The 15,965-nt window shown below is 64.0% G+C and carries 16 protein-coding genes; 12 read left to right on the plus strand and 4 right to left on the minus strand.

The window, feature by feature from the left end; all coding sequences use genetic code 11:
• Positions 1-14: 14 nt before the first annotated feature.
• Complete coding sequence (flgF, locus tag JEQ47_RS04255; protein ID WP_198875722.1) at positions 15-752, minus strand: flagellar basal-body rod protein FlgF; 738 nt, start codon at positions 750-752, stop codon at positions 15-17.
• Between the two features lie 285 nt (positions 753-1,037).
• Here flgF and JEQ47_RS04260 point away from each other — a divergent pair, with 285 nt between their 5' ends.
• The 5 genes from JEQ47_RS04260 to JEQ47_RS04280 all read left to right on the plus strand — a co-directional run bounded on the left by JEQ47_RS04260 (position 1,038) and on the right by JEQ47_RS04280 (position 7,713).
• The gene (locus tag JEQ47_RS04260; protein ID WP_198875138.1) at positions 1,038-1,541 is read left to right on the plus strand and encodes a flagellar basal body-associated FliL family protein; all 504 of its coding nucleotides are present in this window, start codon (positions 1,038-1,040) and stop codon (positions 1,539-1,541) included.
• Positions 1,541-2,731: a flagellar motor switch protein FliM gene (gene fliM, locus JEQ47_RS04265; RefSeq protein WP_198875139.1), complete on the plus strand. Its 1,191-nt coding sequence runs from the start codon at positions 1,541-1,543 to the stop codon at positions 2,729-2,731. The genes JEQ47_RS04260 and fliM overlap by 1 nt, the downstream gene beginning before the upstream one ends.
• A 38-nt stretch (positions 2,732-2,769) precedes the next feature.
• Positions 2,770-3,159 (plus strand): DUF6468 domain-containing protein, encoded by a 390-nt coding sequence (locus tag JEQ47_RS04270; RefSeq protein WP_198875140.1) that lies wholly within the window; start codon positions 2,770-2,772, stop codon positions 3,157-3,159.
• Positions 3,156-4,184 (plus strand): MotE family protein, encoded by a 1,029-nt coding sequence (locus JEQ47_RS04275; RefSeq protein ID WP_198875141.1) that lies wholly within the window; start codon positions 3,156-3,158, stop codon positions 4,182-4,184. Before JEQ47_RS04270 ends, JEQ47_RS04275 begins: the two co-directional genes overlap by 4 nt.
• A 181-nt stretch (positions 4,185-4,365) precedes the next feature.
• Positions 4,366-7,713 carry an ATP-binding protein gene (locus JEQ47_RS04280; protein ID WP_198875142.1) on the plus strand — a complete coding sequence of 1,116 codons (3,348 nt, stop codon included), beginning with the start codon at positions 4,366-4,368 and terminating at the stop codon, positions 7,711-7,713.
• Here JEQ47_RS04280 and JEQ47_RS04285 read toward each other — a convergent pair.
• Genes JEQ47_RS04285 through JEQ47_RS04295 form a run of 3 tightly spaced genes read right to left on the minus strand, consistent with a single transcriptional unit; the run spans position 7,710 to position 9,581 of the window.
• Entirely contained in the window at positions 7,710-8,162 is a 453-nt protein-coding gene (locus JEQ47_RS04285) for a hypothetical protein (protein ID WP_198875143.1), read from the minus strand. The genes JEQ47_RS04280 and JEQ47_RS04285 overlap by 4 nt on opposite strands.
• A 5-nt stretch (positions 8,163-8,167) precedes the next feature.
• On the minus strand, positions 8,168-8,896 hold the full coding sequence (fliP, locus tag JEQ47_RS04290) for a flagellar type III secretion system pore protein FliP (protein ID WP_198875723.1): 729 nt from the start codon (positions 8,894-8,896) through the stop codon (positions 8,168-8,170).
• Positions 8,897-8,924: 28 nt separating this feature from the next.
• Positions 8,925-9,581 (minus strand): flagellar biosynthetic protein FliO, encoded by a 657-nt coding sequence (locus JEQ47_RS04295; protein WP_198875144.1) that lies wholly within the window; start codon positions 9,579-9,581, stop codon positions 8,925-8,927.
• A gap of 221 nt (positions 9,582-9,802) precedes the next feature.
• On the opposite strand from JEQ47_RS04295, the gene flgB reads away from it, so the two are divergent.
• The 7 genes from flgB (at position 9,803) to cckA (ending at position 15,965) form a co-directional block, all read left to right on the plus strand.
• Positions 9,803-10,210 carry a flagellar basal body rod protein FlgB gene (gene flgB / locus JEQ47_RS04300; RefSeq protein ID WP_198875145.1) on the plus strand — a complete coding sequence of 136 codons (408 nt, stop codon included), beginning with the start codon at positions 9,803-9,805 and terminating at the stop codon, positions 10,208-10,210.
• A 10-nt stretch (positions 10,211-10,220) separates the two neighbouring features.
• Entirely contained in the window at positions 10,221-10,631 is a 411-nt protein-coding gene (flgC, locus tag JEQ47_RS04305) for a flagellar basal body rod protein FlgC (RefSeq protein WP_198875146.1), read from the plus strand.
• A 15-nt stretch (positions 10,632-10,646) separates the two neighbouring features.
• Positions 10,647-10,979, plus strand: a complete 333-nt coding sequence (gene fliE, locus JEQ47_RS04310) for a flagellar hook-basal body complex protein FliE (protein ID WP_198875147.1) — start codon at positions 10,647-10,649, stop codon at positions 10,977-10,979.
• Positions 10,980-11,148: 169 nt separating this feature from the next.
• Complete coding sequence (gene fliQ / locus JEQ47_RS04315; RefSeq protein ID WP_198875148.1) at positions 11,149-11,415, plus strand: flagellar biosynthesis protein FliQ; 267 nt, start codon at positions 11,149-11,151, stop codon at positions 11,413-11,415.
• Position 11,416: 1 nt separating this feature from the next.
• Positions 11,417-12,184, plus strand: coding sequence for a flagellar biosynthetic protein FliR (gene fliR / locus JEQ47_RS04320; RefSeq protein ID WP_328768147.1), 768 nt, complete (start codon positions 11,417-11,419; stop codon positions 12,182-12,184).
• Between the two features lie 3 nt (positions 12,185-12,187).
• Positions 12,188-13,276: a flagellar biosynthesis protein FlhB gene (gene flhB, locus JEQ47_RS04325; protein WP_198875149.1), complete on the plus strand. Its 1,089-nt coding sequence runs from the start codon at positions 12,188-12,190 to the stop codon at positions 13,274-13,276.
• Between the two features lie 121 nt (positions 13,277-13,397).
• Positions 13,398-15,965: a cell cycle histidine kinase CckA gene (gene cckA, locus JEQ47_RS04330; RefSeq protein ID WP_198875150.1), complete on the plus strand. Its 2,568-nt coding sequence runs from the start codon at positions 13,398-13,400 to the stop codon at positions 15,963-15,965.

Below are 15,965 nucleotides of genomic sequence, written 5' to 3' on the forward strand. Positions count from 1 at the left end.
TCTGGTCCTCAGGTTCAGGCGTTGGCGTCGCCAAGGCGGCGGATGGCGTCACTGCGCAGGTCATCCTGCTTCTTGGCGAGGGACGCGGCGGACTCGTAAGAGCGCTGCACGCGGATCATTTCGGCCATTTCGGCCACGCCGGAGACGTTGGAGCGCTCCACATGGCCCTGCATGACGCGGGTGGCGGTAGCGACCTGTGGCTGGCCGCCCGAAAACAGGTTCGAGCCTTCGCGCGTCAGCTCCTGAGCATTGGCGAATTCGACAATGCGCAACTGGCCCTTGGCGCCGACGCTGGAGGAGACGGCGCCATCGGCCGCGATGGTGATGCCGGTTTCCTCGGGGCCGAAGGTGATGGGGCCGCCATTGCCGAGCACCGGGTTTCCGGAGAGATCCACCAGCGTGCCCTGGTTGTTGATCTGGAAGGAGCCGGCGCGGGTCCAGCGTTCGCCGCCGGGCGTCTGCACGGCGAAGAAACCTTCGCCATTGAGGGCGACATCGAGTTCGTTGCCGGTCTGGGTGACGGCGCCGCCGGAGAGGTCGTGGACCGTCGCCCAGTCCTGCACATAGGAGAGCGGTTGATCGAGGCTGGGGAAATTCTGGTCGCGGGCGACCGGCATCACATATTCCTCGAACAGGATCTGCTCGGCCTTGAAGCCGGTCGTGTTGAGGTTGGCGATGTTATTGGCCACCACATCCATCTGACGCTGCAGGGCGATCTGCCTTGAGAGGCCGATGAGTTGCGCGTTCTCGATCATGTTAATCCCCGGTTGGTCCCCGAGACGCCCTGCTTCCCCAAGCCGGTCGCCTCGCCCATTTACTTTGCAGAAACCATGCCAGACCGGATAATCGTTTAATCTCAATGATTTAGAAATTCGGCAGGGCCGCCATTTGGCAGGCATTGCCGTTACGCCCGGCAATTGCTGCCCGGCAAAATCTGCCGCTTCGGAGTGGTTTGTAACCTTTCGTTAACCAACTGGGCCTTAGCTGGACGGCAAGCCGGAATCGACCGGATCGTGCGAGTTTACAGGGCCTTTGACATGGCTGCGGAAGCAGATCTCGGAACAGAAGCGCCGGCCAAGAAGGGCATTCCCAAGCTTTTCATCATCATCGGCGCGGCGGTCGTGGTGCTGCTGCTGGCCGGCGGCGGACTGTTTTTCTTCCTGTCATCCTCCGGCGGAGAGGAAGCGGCGGCGCACGGCGAGGGGCATGGCGAGGCGGCTGCGACCGCGGCGCATGACACCTTCATCTTCAACCTGCCACCCATGATGGTGAATCTCAATTCGCAGGGCGAAGGTGCGTCCTTCATGAAACTGACCATCGCCCTGGAGGTCGCCGATGAACACATGATGACCGAGATCCAGCCACGGCTGGCCAAGGTCATCGATGCGTTTCAGGTTTACCTGCGCGAATTGCGCAAGAGTGACCTCGAAGGTTCGGCCGGCATTTATCGCCTCAAGGAAGAGCTGCTGCGCCGCGTGAACCTGGCCATCTATCCGGCCCATGTCGAAAGCGTGCTGTTCAAGGAAATCCTGGTGCAGTGATGGCTGGACCTACCGATCAGGACAAGCTGAGCGACGACTGGGGGTTGGACGATATCGGTTCGGCCGCCGAGGGCGCCGTGGCCGTTGATGAAAGCGAGATGAGCGACGAAGAGCGCGCCGCTGCGGCTGCCGCCGAATGGGCCGCCATGCTCGAAGGCGGCGACGGCGACGGGGAGGGCGGCGCCGACCGCGTGCTCAACCAGGACGAGATCGACAGCCTGCTCGGCTTCGATGCCAGCGCCGGCGGCAGTGTCGAGCTGACGGGCGTACAGGCGCTGATCAATTCGGCGCTGGTGAGCTACGAACGCCTGCCGATGCTCGAAATCGTCTTCGACCGCCTCGTGCGGCTGGCGACGACGTCTCTGCGCAATTTCACGAGCGACAATGTCGAAGTGACTATGGATTCGATCTCCTCGGTGCGCTTCGGCGATTATCTCAATTCCATTCCGCTGCCGGCGATCCTTTCGGTGATCAAAGCCGAGGAATGGGAGAATTACGGCCTTCTCACGGTCGATTCCAATCTCATCTATTCGATGATCGACGTGCTGCTGGGCGGCCGGCGCATCGGCGGCAATATCCGCGTCGAGGGCCGGCCCTACACCACCATCGAAATGGCGCTGGCCCGCAAGATGATCGAGATCATCCTCGAGGACACCCATCGCGCCTTCGAGCCGGTGACGCAGATCAACTTCAAGCTCGAGCGCATGGAAACCAACCCGCGCTTCGCCGCCATTTCGCGGCCGGGCAATGCCGCCATCCTCATCGAGCTGCGCATCGAAATGGACGATCGCGGCGGCAAGATCGAAATCCTCTTGCCCTACGCGACCATCGAACCGATCCGCGAACAGCTCCTGCAGATGTTCATGGGTGAAAAGTTTGGCCGCGACCCGATCTGGGAGGGGCACCTGGCCACCGAGATTTTCCAGGCCGACATCGAGATCGAGGCCGTGCTGCACGAGCAGCAACTGCCCCTTTCCAAGCTTCTCGACATGAAGCCGGGCCAGACGCTGATGTTCGAGCGCAGCCCCTCCGATCCGGTGCGGCTGCGCTGTGGCGACGTGGAGCTCACCGAGGCCATCATGGGCCATATCGGCAATCACGTATCCGTGCGGGTTACACAACCGCTCAATCCGCCCAAGGTCACCATGGCGGCCTTCGAGGCAATCGACGAGACGATGGAAGGACGATGATGTTCGGGCTGCCTCTTGGACTATTTGTGGAAGGCGCTGTGGCAATCCTGCTTGCCCTGACCATTGGCTATTGCGTCCTGCTCAACCGCAGCCTCAAGCGGCTGCACCAGGACAAGGATGCGATGCGGCAGATGGTGGCCGACCTTGTGGGCGCCACCAACCTCGCCAATACCGCCATCAAGGAACTGAAATCCTCGGCCGTCGAGGCCGATCTCGCCCTGACCGCCCGGCTCGAGGAAGCCGAGCGCTTCGGCATCGAGCTCGCCAACCACGTCACGGCCGGAACGGTGCTGATGGAGCGTATCGCCAAGATCACCAGCGTGGCGCGCCACAGCCAGGCGATCGAGCCTGTCGAGCCGCCCAACAAGGTGCAGAGCGCCCTGGCGCAGCTTTCCGAGCGCGTGCGCAGCCGCGGAGCGGCTGCGTGACCAATATCCGCCTACTGCCCGTCGTGATCATGGCCGTCGCCGCGCTCCTGGTTCTCAAGACCATGGGGCTGGTGACCAATGGCGGCTATGTGCTGACCGGCGTGGGCGTGGCCCAGGCCGCCGGCGGCGGGGGCGGGGGGCATGGCGCGGGTGCCGCGCCGGGTGAAACAATCACCCTGCCGAACGAACCGACCATCGAGGATGCCAGCCCGACCATGGCGGATGGTACGCCCACGCTGGGCGAGCAGGCCGAGGCCGGTGGCCATGGCGCCCCGGCCGCATCCGGCCATGGAGAGCCGGCTGCCGATCACGGTTCCACGACCGAGGCTGCGGCCGAAGGCGGCCATGGCGAGGCCGCCGCTCCGACAGCCGAGGGCCATGGCGAGGTTCCGGCCAATACCGTCGCCGCGGAGAATGCCTGCGCGCCGCGTCCGGTTTCGGAGGAAGGCGAAGAGGATACGTCCGAGGGGCAATTGCTGGTGGTTCCCGCCGATTGTCCGCCCCTTGCCGACGCCGTTCCGCAATTGCTGACCCCCGAAGGCCCGCAGCCGCTCGCTGCCACCGATTCTTCGCTGACCGAGCAGGCGCTGCTCGAGCGCCTTGCCACACGCCGCACCGACCTCGACACCTATGAGCAGGAACTGGCCATGCGTGCCTCGCTGGTGGAAGCCGCCGAAAAGCGCATCGAGGAGCGCCAGGCAACGTTGGAGGCCATCGAGGGGCAGATCGCGTCGCTGGTCGAACAGCGCAAGGAAATGGAAGAGGGCCAGTTCGCCGGCATCGTGGCCATGTACGAAACCATGAAGCCCAAGGATGCTGCCAACATCTTCAATGCGCTCGATATTGAGGTGCTGCTGCGCGTGGCCAAGATGATGAGCCCGCGCAAGATGGCGCCGATCCTGGCTGAGATGGACACGGTGCGGGCGCAGGAACTGACGGTGCGCATGGCCTCGGCCAGTACCGACCCCCTGGACCAGATGGCGCCCGAAGATCTCGCCGCCCTGCCGCAGATCGTCGGCCAGTAGGCAATTGCTGGTATCTCCTTAGGCGGGTGTTAAGTACCCCTCGCTAGGGTGCAGCTTCAGGCGTTCAGTCCGTCCAGAATGACGGCGGGCGCCGGAGAGTTGTAACCCTCGCGTTCTTGAGGTGTCCGGGCGTCTCCCCGGTCCGACAGGCGCGGCATTTGCGTCGGGCGGGCAGAAGCCGGTGAAGACCGCAATCAAGTCAGGCTGGCGGCGGGCATGTCATGCCCTTGCCGCGACGGCGATGGCCAGCATTCTGGCTGCTGCCGCGCCCGCTCATGCCCAGGAACAGGGACAGCTCTACGCCACCGAGGAAGATGGCTATGCGCGCCTCATCCTCAGCTTTCCCTCGCTGGATACGCTGCCGCCGTACGACTTCCGCGTCGACAATGGCGTGCTTTCAGTCGAGTTCGAGTCCCCCGTCGAAATCCTGCTGCCCGACGTTGCCGTCACCATGCCCAATTACCTCTCCATGGCCCGGGTCGACCCGGACGGACGGGGTCTGCGGCTGGCACTCAAGAGCGGCTTCAATTTCAATCGTATCGAAGCGGGCGAAAAACTCTTCGTCGACCTGATGCCGACCACATGGCAGGGCATGCCGCCCGCCTTGCCGCAGGACATTATCGACGAACTGGCCGAAAGGGCCCGACAGGCCGCCATCAAGGCAGAGCGCGACCGCAAGGCCAAGATGGCCGCCGAACTCGATCCGCAGGTCGCCGTACGCATCGGGCGCAATGCCACCTTCCTGCGCCTCCAGTTCGACTGGACCGTGCCGACGGAAGGAGAATTCAACCAGAAGGGCGAGATTGGCGCCGCCACGTTCGAGTGGCCGGTTAATATGGACCTGGGCAACCTGATCACCGATTTGCCCGCCGAGATCGTCTCTGTGCAGTCGGGCTCGTCGGCCGATGGCGCCGCGGCGACGTTCCTCTTTGCCGAAGGGGTTGCGCCGCGCTTTTATGCTCTGTCACCCTCGCAATACGTGCTCGATATCGACATCGCCGGGCATGGCCTGCCGGCCCTGACCGCCACCGACCTTACCGCCGAAGCCGAGCAGCTTGCCGCCGAGGCAGAAGCCGCCGCCGCCGGGGCTCAGGCTCCGCAGATTGCGGCGCTGCAGACTGCCGCCGCCGAGACCGTCACGCCGTTCATCAACGTGCTGGGCAATACCGTGCGCGTGGTGTTTCCCTTCGAGCAGGATACGCCGGCCGCGGTGTTCCGCCGGGGCGATACCGTGTGGATGATCTTTGATACGGTCAGCGGCATCGCGGCGCCGGCGGACACGACCCAGCTCGATGCGATCGCGCAGGATTTTACCATCGTTTCTGCAGGCGATACGCAGGTGGTGCGGCTCGATCTCGCGCAGGATCGGCTCGCCACGCTGGGTTCGGAGGGCATGGCCTGGGTGCTGTCGCTGGGCGACATGATGCTGAGCCCGACCGAACCCATGGCGCTGTCGCGTCGCCGCGATATCGAGGGCTCGTTCGAAATGGTCGCCGACGTGGTCCGTCCCGGCCGCGTACACGAATTCCGTGATCCGTTGGTCGGCGACGTGCTCCAGGTCGTTACTGCCTTTCCGCCGGCGCGTGGGCTGACGCGCTCGCTCGACTATGTGGACTTCACGGCATTGCGCAGCGTCCATGGCCTCGTTGTGCAGCCCAAGTCGCCCAGCGTCGAAGTGTCCATCGATAGCCCCGAAGCCGTCATCTCGGCCACCGGCGGCCTGACCGTCTCGGCAATCGATGCCCTGCGGCAGATCAGCACCGAAGCACGCGAGGCGATGCGCGCCGGTTATGTCGATCTCGGCTCGCTCGAGCAGCGTGATCCCGAGGCCTTCATCGAACACCGCGACCAGCTTGAACTGGCGGCTTCGGCCAGCGACGGGCGCGAGCGCGACATCGCCCGGCTCAAGCTTGCGCAGTATCTCGTGGCCAATCGTTACGCCATGGAGGCGCTGGGCGTGCTCCGCGTGCTCGAAAGCGACCTCAAGGCAACCGACCTCACCCGTGAAATCCGCAGCACGGCAGCGATTGCCAATGTGCTGGCAGGACGGCCGCGCGATGCGCTGCAACTGCTCAATGCCGCCTCCGTCGACCAGGAGGTCGATGCCCTGTTCTGGCGGACCATGGCCCGCGCCGAAACGCAGGATTATCGTGGTGCTCGTTTCGATGCCATGGAAGCGCGGGCAATTGCCGACAGCTATCCCGAATGGGCGCGCAATCGCTTCCGCCTTGCGGCGGCACGGGCGGCGGTGGAGGCCGAGGATTCGAGCCTTGCACAGCGCATGCTCGATGCCATCGACTTTGCCAGCCTCGGCATGGAGGACGTGTCGCTCCATCACCTGCTGGCCGGCCGCATCGACGAGGCCGAAGGTCGCAACCAGGAAGCGCTGGATACCTATGGCCAGGTGATCGCCTCGGAAGTTCGTCCCACCCGCGCCGAGGCGGTTTACCGCACGCTGCGCTTGCTCGACAGCGAGGGCAGGCTCGACCTTGCCAAAGGCACGCAGACGCTGGCGGCAGAAACCCTGCTCTGGCGCGGCGACGCGCTGGAAGCCGAGATGCAGACGCTGCTGGCCCAGCTCTATTTCCGCAATGGCGACTATCGCCTGGGCTTTGAGACGGTGAAGGCGGCAGTGGCCAACTATCCGGAAAGTCCATCGGTCAATGCCCTGCGCGACCAGGCACAGGCCATGTTCTCGGACCTCTTCCTCAACGGTGTCGCCGACTCGATCGGCGCCGTCGAGGCCATGGCAATCTACTACGATTTCCAGCACCTGACCCCACCGGGCGCGCGCGGCGACGAGATGATCCGCAACCTGGCGCGCCGACTGGTGCGTGTCGACCTGCTGCCGCAGGCGGCCGACCTGCTGCAATACCAGCTCGACAACCGGCTGCGCGGTGTGGCCCGCACGCAGATCGCCTCCGACCTGGCGGTGATCTATCTCGCCGATCGCAAGCCGCAGGATGCCATTCGCGTGCTCAACGAGACGCAACTGCCCGGCCTGCCGGAGTCGTTGCAGCGGCAGCGGCGCATTCTCGAAGCCCGCGCCATGATCGATGGCGGCCGCGACCAGCTTGCGCTGGACCTCATCAGCAACATGGACGGCAAGGACGTCGAACTGCTGCGGATCGACGCGCATTGGAAGGCTCGTCGCTTCAGCCAGGCCGGCGAGATGATCGAGGCGATCTACAGCGCCGAGACCGGCAGCAAGCCGCTCAATCTCGTGGCGCGCATGAGCCTGATCAAGGCGGCGGTGGGCTATGTGCTGGCGGGCGACGACTTCGGCCTGTCGCGTCTCAGGGCAAAGTTCGGTGAGCAGATGGTGGCTTCGCCGGAATGGCCGATGTTCGATTATGTCACCGGCCCGATCCAGACCACCAGCCTCGAATTCAAGCGGGTCGCCGCCGAAGTAGCCGCGGTGGACAGCCTCACCGCCTTCCTCTCGTCCTATCGCGAAACCTATGCCGGCGAAGGGGCGCTGACCCCGGTCAACGCCAGCAAGCCGAGCAACGGCGTGGCCTCGCTCTAGCCGCGTGCTCGCGCTGCTGCGCGCTGATGATCGTAGCGAGCGATGAAGGCACTGGCGCGCGGTATCGGGTTTTCCAGATATTGCCCCGGACCCAGCATCTTGCGGGCATTGAGCGCGTGGGCGCCCAGGATTGGAAAATCGACGCGCTCGACCTCATAGTCCCAGCCGGGGTGGTCAGTGCTCCAGGCGCGGCGGTGATGGTCGAGCAGGCGCTGGCGCAGGCTGTAGCCGTGATAGTCGAATGCGACCGTGCCGTCGGTCACATACATATGCCCGCCGGGCACATCGCCATGCGGCATGATCCGCTCGGCATGAAAGCCGGCAAGGGGCGCTTCCCCGAGATACACGCCGGCGAGGATGTGGCAGGCGCCGTGGCCGAAGAAGATCCGGTCGGGCAGGGCCCAGCACCGCACATGGTCTTTCTTGATTCCCGGCTTGGCGCGGTACACGGCGCCTATCCGCTGGTGAAGCTGCGCACCAGCGACCCGGCCACGAGGTACCAGCCATCCACCAGCACGAAGAAGATCAACTTGAAGGGCAGGGAGATCACCACCGGTGGCAGCATCATCATACCCATGCTCATCAGCACCGAGGCCACGACCATGTCGATGACCACGAAGGGCAGGAACAGCAGGAAGCCGATTTCGAAGGCGCGCCGCAGCTCGGAAATGATGAAGGCCGGAATCAGCAACTGCAGGGGCACGGCCTCGGGCGTCTCGGGCACTTCGGCGTCGGACAGGTCGTAGAACAGCGACAGGTCCTGCTCGCGGACATTGGCCAGCATGAAATCCTTGAGCGGTTCTGTGCTGGCCTCGAAAGCTTCGGCGAATTCCAGTTCGCCGGCCATGAGCGGCGCAATCCCCTGCTCGTAGCTCTGCTGCAGCGTCGGCTGCATGATGAAGAGCGTCAGGAACAGCGCCAGAGACACCATGACCGAGTTGGGCGGCGCGGTCTGCAGGCCGATCGCCGTGCGCAGCAGCGACAGCACCACGACGATGCGCGTGAAGCTCGTCACCATGACCAGGATGGACGGCGCCAGCGACAGGAGCGTGATCAGTCCGATGAGCTGGATCGCTCGTTCGGTCAGCGTCGTCTCGTCGCCGAAATCAATGGAGACGTCCTGCGCAAAGGCGCCGTTGGACCAGAGGATCAGGAGGCCGGCAGCAGCGACAAACGGCAGGATGACCCGCCAGCGCGATGGTCGCGCCGGGTCAGTGCCGGTTGGGCTGGTCGCCGTCGTGGTGCTCAAGCCCTGCGCCTTCGCTCGCGGTGGTGTTCCCGTCCTCTTTAGCTGAGTCGGCGGAACGCCCGCCCGGTGCGTCCAGGTTTTGCACGGATAGTGTCGGGTCCTGTTCGCTCACGGGGCGGAGGAGGCCCGTCTGGCGCAGGGATACGCGCGCCTTGCGGTCGCCGGCGTGGCCAGACTTCTGGAGCTGTTCAAGCAGGGTGCCGGGCGCGGCATCCGGGACTTTGGCACTCGAAACCGCCGGCTCGACGGCCTTTGGCGCTCGCGGTTCAGCCGGCTTGGGTGTCGGCACCACGGGCAGCGGGCGCCGGGCAGGGGGCTGCGGCACATCAGGCGCGACAAAGCCGTTTTCCACCACCAGATCCTGTGGGCCACCGATGAGGATAAGGTGCTCGACATCGTCGCGGCGGACGATCAGCAATTGGCGCTTCTGATCGACCACCAGCGTGTCGACGACGGCAAGGCGGCGGTTACGGCCGCGTATGGCATTGCTCGACATGTTGGAGATCAGCTTGAGCAGCCAAACCGCCAGAAGGATCAGGACCAGGACGATGCCCAGGGCGAAAACGACCGTCAATATGGTGTTGCCGCTGCCGCCAAACAGGCCGGTTATGAATTGCACGGGCAAAGGCCTCCGCTAGTATTCCGCCACGGCACGCACATAGCGCGATTCCGGCCGGGGCAATAGCTGCCGACTCAACCCGATCGGCAGTTCCTGCTCAGTGAGGGCGCCACTGATGCATTTTGCATGGCCATTTGATGGCAAGGGCGGTGCAGTTAACGCTTGGTTAACCATTCACCCGGCAAGAATTGCCCATTGGAGACGTTTCCGGAGTTCGGCCCATGGGCCTCATGGATATGCCCGTCTTTTCGGCCCTGACCGACAAGATGCGCTGGCACCAGACCCGCCAGGGGCTGCTCGCGGAAAACGTCGCCAATGCGGAGACGCCCGGCTATCGCGGCCGCGATCTCAAGCAATACAATTTCGATGACCGCATGGGGATGATGGCCTCGTCTTCGGCCATGGTCACGACGGTGACCCAGCCCATGCACTTCTCTGCCTCCTCGGGCGAGGGGGCCTTCGATGCCCAGCGCATGGCCAATTTCGAGATCACGCCGGAAGGCAACGGCATCACGCTCGAAGACGAGATGATGAAGGTCACGACCAACATGATGGACTACCAGGCCGCGACCTCGCTCTACCAGAAATCCATCCGCATCCTGCGCGTGGCGATGGGCAAGAACGCTTAAGGAATAGATCATGGACTTCAATTCCTCGCTCCGCATCGCCGCAACCGGCCTCCACGCCCAGACGGCCCGCATGCGCGTCATCGCCGAGAACATCGCCAACGCCGATTCCGCCGGCAAGGCGCCGGGAGACGAGCCCTATCGCCGCCGGATCCCGACCTTCCAGACGAGCTTCGATGCCGAAGTGGGTGGGCGCGTCGTCGAGGTCGGGCGGCTGGCCTATGACCAGAGCCCGTTCAGCTCGCGCTTCGAGCCCGGCCATCCTGCCGCCGACGAGAACGGCTATGTGCAATATCCCAACGTGAACACCCTGATCGAGACGGTGGACATGCGTGAGGCCCAGCGCAGCTACGAGGCCAATCTCAACGTGGTCACCGTGACCCGCCAGATGCTCGGGCGTACGCTCGACATCCTGCGCGGCTGATAGAGGCTCGCCAGCATGGCCATCAATACGCCGTTCAACGCCGCCGCCACCGCCTATGGCAATGCCAGTCGCCTCATCAACCAGGCCGCCAAGCCGCAGGCAGACCTCACTGCGACCGCGCCGTCCGCCGGCGGCAGCTTCGCCGACATCCTGGCGCAGAACGTGCAGGGCGTTGTCGACCAGGGCAAAGCAGCCGACGCCATGGCCATGGATATGGTCAGCGGCAAGGCCAACGTGGTCGATATGGTCACGGCGCTTTCCGAAACCGAAATGGCCATCGAGAGCATGGTCACCATCCGCGACCGGGTGATTTCCGCCTACGAGGAAATCATGCGGATGCCGATCTGAGGCCCTTCGCGAACCCCGCTGCATGTCACCCCGGCGGAGGCCGGGGCCCATCCTGAGATTTAGGGGAAAACACAGCCGGCGGTGCAGGTCGAGATACCTCAGGATGGACCCCGGCCTTCGCCGGGGTGACAGCCGGTGGTACGCTGGGAGCCGAATCGAAGGACGATCCATGACCGGCGCAGAAGTGCTCGACATTGCCAGCCAGGGTATCTGGACGCTGATCATCGTCTCGATGCCGATGATGCTGGTGGGTCTGGTCGTGGGCGTCATCATCGCGCTGTTCCAGGCGCTCACGCAGATCCAGGAAATGACCCTGGTCTTCGTGCCCAAGATCATCGCGATCTTCATCACCATGCTGCTGACGCTGCCCTTCCTCGGGGCCACCATGGCCGGCTACATGGACCGAGTGGTCGACATGATCATCGTGGGCGGCTGAGGTGACCCTGAGCCTCGACTGGCTGCCCGCCGTCGCCTTCACCTATCTCATGCTCTTCATGCGCATCGGCGCCATGCTGATGCTGATGCCGGCCCTGGGCGAGCAGACCATTCCCATGCGCATGCGACTGGGCTTCGCGCTGGCCTTCACCATCGTGGTCTATCCGCTGCTGAGTAGCGTCATGCCGGCCGTGCCGCCTGATCTTGCCGGCATTGTGGGCCTCATCTTTCACGAGCTGGCTGTGGGACTGATCATCGGCGCGATCATCCGCATTACCGTGATGGCGACGAGCGTAGCCGGCACCATCATCGCCTTCCAGGTCGGCCTGTCCGGCGCGCTGGCGGCCGACCCGACGCAGGCCGGCGTCCAGGGCGCGGTGTTTTCGAGCTTTCTCTCGTTTCTCGGGATCACGCTGATCTTTGCCACCGACCTGCACCATATGGCCCTGGCGGCAATCTACGAAAGCTACATGGTGTTCTCGCCCACCGACCCGGTGATGTTCGAGGATGCCATGCAACTGGCCATACGGGCGGTGGCCGGCGCCTTTTCGGTCGGCGTGCAGATGTCGGCGCCCTTTATCGTCTTCGGCCTGGTCTTCAACCTCGGCGCAGGCATCCTGGCGCGCCTCATGCCCCAGTTGCAGGTGTACTTCGTCCTCATGCCGGCCAATATCATCGTGGGCCTGCTGCTGTTCGCTATCCTGCTCACCATGATGATGGGCTGGTATGTGACATCCTTCGAAAACCATCTGGCGATGTGGCGGGGATAGCCTATGTCGGATGATGCACCGGATCAGGAATCCAAAACAGAAGACCCCTCCCAAAAGAAGCTCGACGACGCCCACAAAAAGGGCGACGTAGCAAAGAGCCAGGAGGTGACGACCTGGTTCATGCTACTGGGGTCCGCCATTGTCTTCGCCATGCTGTCGCCCTGGGCCAGCACCGAGATGAGCCAGTCGCTGAGCCTCATCTTCGCCAATGCCGACCAGATCGACGTCGAGGGCTCGGGCTTCACCGATTTCTTCAATGGGCTCGCCTTCTCGCTGATCGGGGTGGCGACGATCCCGCTGCTGGTGCTGTTCGTCTGCGGTATTCTCGCCAACCTAGTCCAGCACCGGCCGGTCTGGTCAGTGGAGCCGATCACCCCAAAGTTCTCCAAGATTTCACCGATCGGCGGGTTCAAGCGCCTGTTCTCCGCAGACGCACTGGTCAATTTCGGCAAGGGCCTCGTCAAGATCGCCGTGGTCGGTGCCGTGGTCGTCGCGATCTGCTGGCCGGAACGCGACCGGCTCGACACGATGATGACCGCCGATCCGATCATGATCCTCATGGATTTCCAGGAGATCGGCATCAAGATCTTCATGGGGGTGCTGGCGGTGGTGACCGCCATTGCCGCGGCCGACTTCTTTTACATGCGCCAGAAATGGTGGAAGCGGCAGATGATGACGGTCCAGGAAACGCGCGAAGAATACAAGCAGATGGAAGGCGATCCGCATGTGAAGGGTCGCCTGAGGCAATTGCGGCAGGAGCGCTCGCGCAAACGCATGATGGCGGCGGTGCCCGATGCCACCGTGGTCATCACCAACCCGACCCACTTCGCCGTGGCGCTCAAGTACGACAAGAACATGGCCGCGCCCAAATGCGTCGCCAAGGGTGCCGATGCCATCGCCTTCCGCATCCGCGAGCTGGCCAAGGAAAACGATGTGCCGATCGTCGAGAACCCGCCGCTGGCACGCGCGCTCTTTGCCTCGGTGGATATCGACGAGACCATTCCGGGCGAGCATTTCAAGGCCGTGGCCGAAGTCATCGGCTTCGTCATGCGCCTCAAGCGCCCGGGCGGCGGCTGGCGGCCGAGTGCGTGAGGGCAGTAGGGTAGGGTGTTGAAAAGCCGCTTCGCCCTCCCATGGAACCGGTCAGTTTGCTAGACCATTCCTGATGTCCCGATTCGGGACGGCCGTTCGTTTGGCGCTGGAGCAGAACACCATGGCATCGACGCCGCTCGGCGAGGACAACTATCCCGAACCGGTCATGGATGGCGGGCGCGGTGGCGCCGGCCTCTGGCGTGTGCTGGTGCTGGCCATCTTGCTGGTTGCAGTGGCCGTCATCTTCACGCTGTTCGGCGAGCGCATTCCGCCCGAGCTGGTGATGACCTTTGTCGGCGTACTGGCGGTGGCCGGCGTGTTTTTCCTGTTCGGGCTGGCTGCTGGCCTCTTTCGCTTTGCCACCACCGATGACCGGCGCACGCTCAGCCACGCTGTGGTCGACAGCCTGCCCTTTGGCGCCGTGATTGCTGATCGCGAGGGCAAGATAACCTATGTGAACGGTCACTACGGCACCTTTCCGGGCGCGCTGACCAATGGCGTGCCCGTAGGCGTGCCGCGCCTGTTCTCGGGTTATGCCGATGCTGGCGAAAGCATTTATCGCCTGTCCCGTGCGGCGCGGGACGGCCGCAGCGCCATCGAGGACATCCGCGTGCCCGGGGGGCTCGGCGGATCGCAGTCTGAGGCCAGCCGCGTCTTCTGGTATCGTGTTTCGGTGCGGCCGCTGCCGCAGACCGAAGATGCACGCAAGCCGCTCGTGGCCTGGTCGGTAGAGGACATTACCCGCGACCGCGAGAGCAACGAGACGGCGTTCCGTGACCTGCAGCGCGCCATCGACTACCTCGACCACTCGCCTTCAGGCTTCTTCTCGGCCGACGCGCAGGGGCGCATCCAGTATCTCAATTCGACGCTTGCCGACTGGCTTGGCTACGACCTGGCCGAGTTCAATGCCGGTCAGCTCGCTCTTGGCGACATCGTGCGGGGCGATGGCGCGACGCTGCTGATGCGGGGCAGGGGCGATGGCGAGATCCGCACCGAGATCATCGATATCGATCTCGTGCGCCGCAACGGCACCACGCTGCCGGTGCGCCTGCTGCATCGCGCGGCGCGCCTGGCCGACGGCGAGCTGGGCGAAACGCGGACCCTGGTGCTCGACATGTCGAGTGCCCCCGATACCGAGGAAGAGTTGCGCGCGGCCGAAGTCCGCTTCTCGCGCTTTTTCAACGACACGCCCTTTGCCATTGCGACGCTCGACGGCGAAGGCCGCATCGTCCGCACCAATGCGCCGTTCGGGCGCATCTTCCATTGGGCAGGCGAGGACAAGAGCCTCGAATTGCGGCCGCTGCACGAGCTGATCGGCGAAGCCAGCCGCGACAAGTTCCAGCGGGCGCTGGGCGACGCCACGGCGCAGCGCTCGGAAGTGGAGCCGGTGGACGCCGTGCTCAGCGCCGAGGGCGACCACGCCGTGCGGCTCTACATTTCCGCTTCGGAAGTCAGCGCCGGCTCGCCCGAGCAGGTCAATGTCTATGCGCTCGACATGACCGACCAGCGCAAGCTCGAGGCCCAGTTCGCCCAGAGCCAGAAGATGCAGGCCGTGGGTCAGCTCGCAGGTGGCGTGGCGCACGACTTCAACAACCTTCTCACGGCCATCATCGGCTTCTCGGACCTGCTGCTTTTAAAGCACAAGCCGGGCGATCCGAGTTTCAACGAACTGATGCAGATCAAGCAGAACGCCAATCGCGCGGCTGGCCTCACCCGGCAGTTGCTGGCCTTCTCGCGCCGCCAGACGCTGCGGCCGCAGGTGCTCGAACTGCCGCTGATCGTCGATGACCTTACCGTGCTGCTCAAGCGCATGATCGGCGAGAAGAACAACCTCACCGTCGAGCATGGCCGCAATATCTGGCCGATCCGCGCCGACGTCGTGCAGCTCGAACAGGTGGTCATCAACCTTGTGGTCAATGCGCGCGACGCCATGCCCAATGGCGGTTCGATCACCATCCGCACCTCCAACGTCACCGAAGGCGAGGTCGCCGGCCTCAAGTTTGAAGGCATGGTGCCGGCAGACTATGTGCTCATCGACGTCGAGGACACCGGCACCGGCATGAGCCCGGAAGTGCTGACCAAAATCTTCGAGCCGTTCTTCACCACCAAGGAACTGGGCAAGGGCACCGGCCTGGGGCTGTCGACCGTCTATGGCATCGTCAAGCAGACTGAAGGCTTCATCTATCCGGTTTCGACCGTAGGCGTCGGCACCACTTTCAAGATTTTCCTGCCGCGCTATGTGCCGACTGCCGAAGAAGCCGCCGCCAAGGCAGCCATTGCCGCGGCCCCGGCCAAGGACCTGACCGGCCACGAACGAATCCTGCTGGTCGAGGACGAGGAAAGCGTGCGCGCCTTCTCCGCGCGCGCCCTCAAGGCGACGGGCTACGAAGTGTTCGAGGCCGATGGCGGCGAAGAGGCGCTGGAAGTGCTCGAGGACCTCGACTACGAGGTCGATCTCATCATCTCCGATGTGGTCATGCCGGAAATGGACGGCCCGACCATGCTCAAGGTCATCCGCGAGAAGATGCCTAATCTGAAGATCATCTTCGTCTCCGGCTATGCCGAGGAAAGCGTGCGCCGCGACATCGAGGACGACCAGAGCGTCGACTTCCTGCCCAAGCCCTATTCGCTCGACCAGATCAATTCCAAGGTCAAGGAAGTGCTGCGGCGGATGGACAAGACGGAGTAG

Origin of the sequence: Devosia sediminis (assembly GCF_016411825.1) — a bacterium.
GTDB lineage: Bacteria > Pseudomonadota > Alphaproteobacteria > Rhizobiales > Devosiaceae > Devosia > Devosia sediminis.

Coding starts and splice junctions, on each gene's coding strand:
- fliM (WP_198875139.1), top strand. CDS start 1,541: ATGGCTGGACCTACCGATCAGGACAAGCTGAGCGACGACTGGGGGTTG.
- fliE (WP_198875147.1), top strand. CDS start 10,647: ATGGCCATCAATACGCCGTTCAACGCCGCCGCCACCGCCTATGGCAAT.
- flgB (WP_198875145.1), top strand. CDS start 9,803: ATGGGCCTCATGGATATGCCCGTCTTTTCGGCCCTGACCGACAAGATG.
- flgC (WP_198875146.1), top strand. CDS start 10,221: ATGGACTTCAATTCCTCGCTCCGCATCGCCGCAACCGGCCTCCACGCC.
- fliQ (WP_198875148.1), top strand. CDS start 11,149: ATGACCGGCGCAGAAGTGCTCGACATTGCCAGCCAGGGTATCTGGACG.
- flhB (WP_198875149.1), top strand. CDS start 12,188: ATGTCGGATGATGCACCGGATCAGGAATCCAAAACAGAAGACCCCTCC.
- JEQ47_RS04260 (WP_198875138.1), top strand. CDS start 1,038: ATGGCTGCGGAAGCAGATCTCGGAACAGAAGCGCCGGCCAAGAAGGGC.
- cckA (WP_198875150.1), top strand. CDS start 13,398: ATGGCATCGACGCCGCTCGGCGAGGACAACTATCCCGAACCGGTCATG.